Below are 5,569 nucleotides of genomic sequence, written 5' to 3'. Positions count from 1 at the left end.
CCGCGGCCAGGGCGGCGTCGAGCGCGAAGAACCGGCCCCGGTGGTCGCGGGCCTCCTCCGCGCCGTCGGTGTGCAGGACCAGCGTCTCGCCGGGCAGCAGCCGGGCCGCCGCGTACGGCACGATCGCGGCGGGCAGCGGCAGCACCCCGAGCGGGGGCAGCGGGTCCCCGACCGGGAGCCGCTCCACCCGGTGTCCGAGGCGGTACGGGCCGGGGTGGCCGCAGTTGAGGACGGCGAGACGCCCGTCGGAGCGGACCTCCACGAGCAGCAGGGTGACGAACTCCTCCGCCACCGGGTGCTCGGGCTCCGCACCGGCCCGCGCCGGGTGCTCGTCCCGCGCCCGCTCCCGCAGGTGCCGCTCCAGGGCCCGCTCCAGGCGCCGCAGCACACCGGCGAGTTCGGGCTCGTCGTGGGCGGCCTCGCGGAAACTGCCGAGCACCGCGACCACCGCGCCGAGCGCGGCGAGCCCGTGGCCCCGGACGTCCCCGATGACGATCCGTACCCCGTGGGGGGTCGCCACCGCCTCGTACAGGTCCCCGCCGACGGACGCGCCCCGGGAGGCGGACAGCTGCCCGGCGGCCAGCGCGAGTCCGTCGAGACGGGCCGGCAGGGGACGCAGCAGGACCCGCTGGGCGGCGGTCGCGACGGCCCGGACCCGGGCCAGTTCCCGCACGAGCCCGTGGCGGAGGCCGAGCACCATGCCGAAGCCGACGGTGAGGAAGACGACGCTGGTGGCGATCCGCATGGGCAGCCCCGGCTGGCGGGCCAGCGGACAGCCGAACTTCCATGCCACGGCCACGGCACCCCACGTGGTGGGAAGGGCGAGTGGGGCCAGCCGGCGGAACCGGGAGGCATCGGCGAGGAACGACCTGGTACGGATCATGCACGGCCCTTCCCGAGCCCCGACAGCGCCCGAAGGCCCTGCGGCACACAGGTCCGCCCCTGCGGCCGCGTCGATTCTGCCGACCCCGCGGACCGCCGTGGAACACCCCTCTGCGATCTCACCCGAAGGAGTGAGCGCCCCCGGCGCACCGGACCGCGCCACCGTCGCGCCACCCGCACGGGCAGGGGAACCCCGTACGGGTGTGCAGACACGGCGGGCCGCCGTACGGGGCGGTCCGTCCTCCGGGGCGGGCCGCCGTGCCGGTCGCGATGCCCACGACCCGCGCGTAGAGCCGTTCCGCTCCGGCGAGGTCGCCGCGCCGCTGCCGGACCGCGCCCAGGGCGTTCAGCGGCGGAGTGAGGCGGGGATCGTCGGGACCGTGGGCCCGTTCGTAGAGGTGCACCGCGAAGAGCAGGGTCTCCTCCGCCTCGCCGGGCCGGCCCAGCGCTTCGAGCAGGATGCCCAGGGCCGAGGCCGCCTCGGCCGCCTCGGCGGAGACGGGGCCGGCCCTGGTGCGGGCCAGCCGGAGGGCCGCGCGCAGGTCGCCCTCGGCCTCGGCGTACCGGCCCTCGGCCCCGTGCCGCCGCGCCCGCGCCAGGTGCCGGCGCACCCACCGCCGCCGTGTCGTCGTGTCCACGATGCCCGCCCCCGGGCGCTAGGCGGGGACCTTCGACCGAGACCGAGACCGCGGCCGGACCCGGGCCCGGCCGCGGCCCACAGCGTCTCCGGCGAGGTTCTTCACCAGGTGGTCCACCACGTGTTCCGCGTCCCGGCCCGCGCCTCCGACGAGCATCGACGCGAAGGCGTACTGGAAGGCCAGGCCGACGAAGTACAGCCCCGGCGACGAGGCCACCACGCCGCGCCGTTCCAGCGGCCAGCCGTCCTCGCCGGTGACCGGGAGGTCGATCCAGGAGAAGTCCTGCCGGAAGCCGGTGCACCAGACGACGTTCGCGACGTCGAGGACGCGTCCGCCGTCGAGGACCGGGAGGCCGTCGCTCACGCCGGTGGTCCGCTCCGGCGCCAGTTCGACGCCGACACGGGTGAGGTCCGCCCGCTTGACGCGGATCAGCGGCCCGCCGTGGGCGCGGACGTCGGGACGCATCCTGCGGCCGACGGGTGTGCGCAGGGTCAGCACGTGCTGCGCCAGGAACCACAGCACCGGGAAGATCGCGTGCGCCGGTCCGCCCTCGATGTCGAACGGGATCTCGCCGTGGATCGTGCCGCTGAGAACGGTCGGACGGCCGGCCGAGCCCGCCTCGTACGCGATGTCCCCGCCGGAGTGCGAGGCGCCGACCACCAGCACGCCGCCGGGCCGCAGCTGTGCCGGGTTCTTGTAGGCGCTGGAGTGCAGCTGCGTGATGCGCGGGTCGAGTCCGCCGGCGAAGCCGGGGACGTACGGAGTCCGGCCGAACGTGCCGGAGGCGACGACGACGTGGTCGCACACGTAGGTCGTCGTGCCGGTCACCACGACGTACCTGCCGTCCTCACGGCCCACCCTGCCGACGCGCTCGCCGGCGCGTACGGGCAGGTGGAAGGTCTCGGCGTACGTCTCCAGGAAGTCGGCCATCTCGTCCTTGGTGGGAAAGGACATCGGCGGCGCGGGGAAACGCATCCCCGGCAGCGAGGCGACCCGCGCCGGGCTGAAGAGCCGCAGCGAGTCCCAGTGGCACCGCCAGTTGTCGCCGACGCGGGCGTTGCCGTCCAGGATCACGAACGGCCGGCCGTACCGGGCGAGGTGGTAGCCGGTGGCGAGGCCCGCCTGCCCGGCTCCGATGACGACCGTCTCGATGTGTTCCGTCCTGTCGGTGGGGTTCATCGCCGGCCTCCTCGTTCGTTCCGTGTCTCGACACTAGGAACGCGCGAGCCGTCACGGCTTCGGGAGAACGCCCCAATCCCCGGCGCGGCGGCGATGGGTCGTTCTGCCCACGGCGTGCCCCGTCACCCGCCGCGGTCCACCAGGTCGTGCTCGTAGGCGTAGGCCGTGGCCGCGGACCGGGAGCTCAGGTCGAGTTTGGCGAAGATGTTGCTCAGATGGCGCGCCACGGTCTTCTCGCTGAGGACCAGCTCTTCGGCGATCGCGTGGTTGGTGCGGCCGGTGGCGACGAGGCGCAGGACCTCCAGCTCCCGGGGGCTGAGCCCGGCGCCGGCCCGGGGCCGCTCGTCGGCGAGGGCCTCAAGACGGGCCAGGTCGGGGGCCGCGCCGAGCGTCCGGAACACCTGACGCGCGACGTCCCACTCCAGCCGGGCCGTTCCCGTGTCGCCCAGCCGCCGCCGGGCGAGGGCGAGGAGCACGAGGGACCGGGCCCGGTCGTACGGGGCCTCCAGCTCGCCCCAGACGCGGCAGGCTTCCAACAGGGCGTCGAGCGCCGCCGCCGCGTCCTCCTCCGCCAGGAGCACCGCCCCGCGCGCGTGGGCGGAGGCGGCGCGCAGCAGCGGGGCGTCCATGTCGTCGGCGATCCGCGACAGCTCCTCCGCGGCGGTCCGTGCCCCGGGCACGTCGCCGACGGCCAGCACGATCTCCACGTACGCGGTCAGTACCCTCGCCCGGCCCAGCCGGTCCCGCCTCTCGTCCGCCGTGCCCCGGATCGCCGCGACGGCCTCGTCGACCCGCCCCTGGGCCAGCCACAACTGCGCGAGCCCGGGCTGTGTCCTGTGCCCGCACTCGCCGGCCCGCCGGTAGCCCTCCTCCGCACCGGCGAACGCCCCGCGCACCCGGTCCAGCTCGGCCTGCTGGTAGAAGGCCATGCCGAGCGCCGGCCGGTTCGGCGGTTCGGCGAGCCGTTCGCAGGCCCGCCGCGCCTCCTCAAGCGCGTCCGGCCACGCCCCGCGCGTCTGGAGGACCTGGGAGCGGTGGACGAGGCACTGGCCTCGGTAGGGCACGAGATCCGGCTGGGCCGCGCACCAGTCGGACAGCGCCGCCGTCCACTCCTGCGCGCGGCGCAGGTCGAAGATCTCCTGACAGGCCTCGATCGTGCTGCAGTAGACCATCCCGGTCACCAGCGGCGACAGCTCGCCGGACACGACCGCGACCATGGTCTCGTCGAGCAGCGCCACCCCGGCCGAGGTGTCGCCGCCGGCGATCAGGGCCCGGCCCTGGCCGTGCCGGGCCAGGGCCACCAGGTCCGGGTCCCCGAAGCGCTCCCCTGTCGCGGCGACCTCGTCGAAGGTGGCACGCGCCGCCACGGGGTCCCTGTGGAGGAGCCGCATCCCTTCCGGGAACAGCAGATAGCCCCGCTCCACGCAGTCGATACCGCCCTCGTCGAGGAGCCGTCGCGCCCGGGCGAGCCAGCCGCCTCCCCGGGCCGTCTCACCGCGCAGGAGCAGCGGCACGGCCAGCCAGAAGGCGCACCGCACCGCCGACGCCGTCCGGCCGATGCCCAGGTACGCCTGATGCGCCCGCTCCGTCGCCGCGGCGCACTCCGCGTCGCGTCCGACCAGATAGGCGGCGGTGGCGAGCCGTACGAGATCGTCGGGCCCCAGCGGCTGTTCGTCGTCGGCGCCCGCGAACCCGGTGTAGGCGTGCGACCACTCCTGGCGGGCGAAGGCGTCCCGGGCGCGTTCGAGTTCCGCAGCCACGTCCATGACGTCTCCCACGACCATTGCACCTCACGGCCGGAGTCTTGTCAGGCGGGACCGCGGGAGGCCCGGCCGGGGCGAACGCCGGAGTCCGGCACGGACCGACGCCGAAGGGGGCCGGCCCGGTGTCGTCCGGGCCGGCCCCCTCCTGGGGTGCGCGTGATCAGGCGCCGCGCAGGACGGCGCCGGTGCGCTCGGCGGCCAGGGCCACCGCGGCGTCGCGGGCCGCGCTGGCCTCGTCGACGGTCAGGGTGCGGTCCGGGGCGCGGAACTTCAGGGCGTACGCCAGGGACTTGCTGCCCTCGTCGAGCTGGTCGCCGGTGTAGACGTCGAACAGCCGGATGGACTCCAGGAGTTCACCCGCGCCCTCGGCGAGGGCGGCCTCGACCTCGGCGGCCGGGACGCCGGCGGCGACGACCAGGGCGACGTCCTGGGTGGCGACCGGGAAGGAGGAGATCCGGGGGGCCTTCACAGGGCCCTCGTTCGCCTTCTCCAGGAGGTCCAGGTCGATCTCCATCGCGCAGGCGCGGGCCGGGAGGCCGAACGCCTTCACCACGCGCGGGTGGAGCTCGCCGGCGTGGCCGACGAGGACCTTCTCGCCGTCCACCTCGACGTGGAACGCGGCGCAGCGGCCCGGGTGCCAGGGCGCGTGCTGGTCGGCGCTGATGATCAGCTCGACCCCGGCCTCGGCGGCCACGGTCCGGCCGGCCTCGATCGCGTCCGCCCAGTCGGACGGACGGCCCTTGCCCCACCAGCCGGCCTGCTCGCGCGCACCGGCGAGGACGACGGCGGCGCGGCGCGGCTGCTCGGGCAGCACGGCGTTGACGCGGGCGATCTCCTCGTCGGAGGGACGGCGGTCGACGCCCAGGCGGACGGCGACGCCCGGCTGACCCTCGGTGGGACGGAAGACCAGACCGGTCTCGAAGAGCGCCAGGTCGTGGCTGCCGCGGCTGTCGTTGCGGCGGAGCGCGCCGAGCAGCCCCGGGAGCAGCGTCGTGCGGAGCGCGGGCTCCTCGTCGGAGAGCGGGTTGACCAGCTTCACGAGGCGGCGACGGGCGTCGTCCGCGTCGAGGCCCTGAACTACCCGTTCATCGGCGAGCAGGCCCTCGA

At 75.6% G+C, this 5,569-nt stretch carries 4 protein-coding genes and 1 pseudogene; all 5 read right to left on the bottom strand.

The window, feature by feature from the left end; translation table 11 throughout:
* Positions 1 to 883: PP2C family protein-serine/threonine phosphatase (locus CCN56_RS35955; protein WP_086831956.1), on the bottom strand; the 883-nt coding region annotated here is incomplete at its 3' end.
* A 118-nt stretch (positions 884 to 1,001) separates the two neighbouring features.
* Positions 1,002 to 1,520, bottom strand: coding sequence for a tetratricopeptide repeat protein (locus tag CCN56_RS35950; RefSeq protein WP_179200111.1), 519 nt, complete (start codon positions 1,518 to 1,520; stop codon positions 1,002 to 1,004).
* Positions 1,521 to 1,538: 18 nt separating this feature from the next.
* Positions 1,539 to 2,699 (bottom strand): NAD(P)/FAD-dependent oxidoreductase, encoded by a 1,161-nt coding sequence (locus tag CCN56_RS35945; protein WP_086831954.1) that lies wholly within the window; start codon positions 2,697 to 2,699, stop codon positions 1,539 to 1,541.
* A 122-nt stretch (positions 2,700 to 2,821) separates the two neighbouring features.
* Positions 2,822 to 4,465, bottom strand: a complete 1,644-nt coding sequence (locus CCN56_RS35940; protein ID WP_256962353.1) for a helix-turn-helix transcriptional regulator — start codon at positions 4,463 to 4,465, stop codon at positions 2,822 to 2,824.
* A 157-nt stretch (positions 4,466 to 4,622) separates the two neighbouring features.
* Positions 4,623 to 5,569, bottom strand: a pseudogene (locus CCN56_RS35935) (phenylalanine--tRNA ligase subunit beta); the annotation flags it as partial.

It is taken from the genome of Streptomyces sp. NRRL B-24572 (assembly GCF_002156145.1).
Lineage (GTDB): Bacteria > Actinomycetota > Actinomycetes > Streptomycetales > Streptomycetaceae > Streptomyces > Streptomyces vietnamensis.
This window is presented reverse-complemented; position numbering and strand designations above follow the sequence as displayed.

Bases quoted from the DNA above. Each gene is read 5' to 3' on its own strand.
- CCN56_RS35940 (WP_256962353.1), bottom strand. From the start codon at position 4,465: ATGGACGTGGCTGCGGAACTCGAACGCGCCCGGGACGCCTTCGCCCGC.
- CCN56_RS35945 (WP_086831954.1), bottom strand. From the start codon at position 2,699: ATGAACCCCACCGACAGGACGGAACACATCGAGACGGTCGTCATCGGA.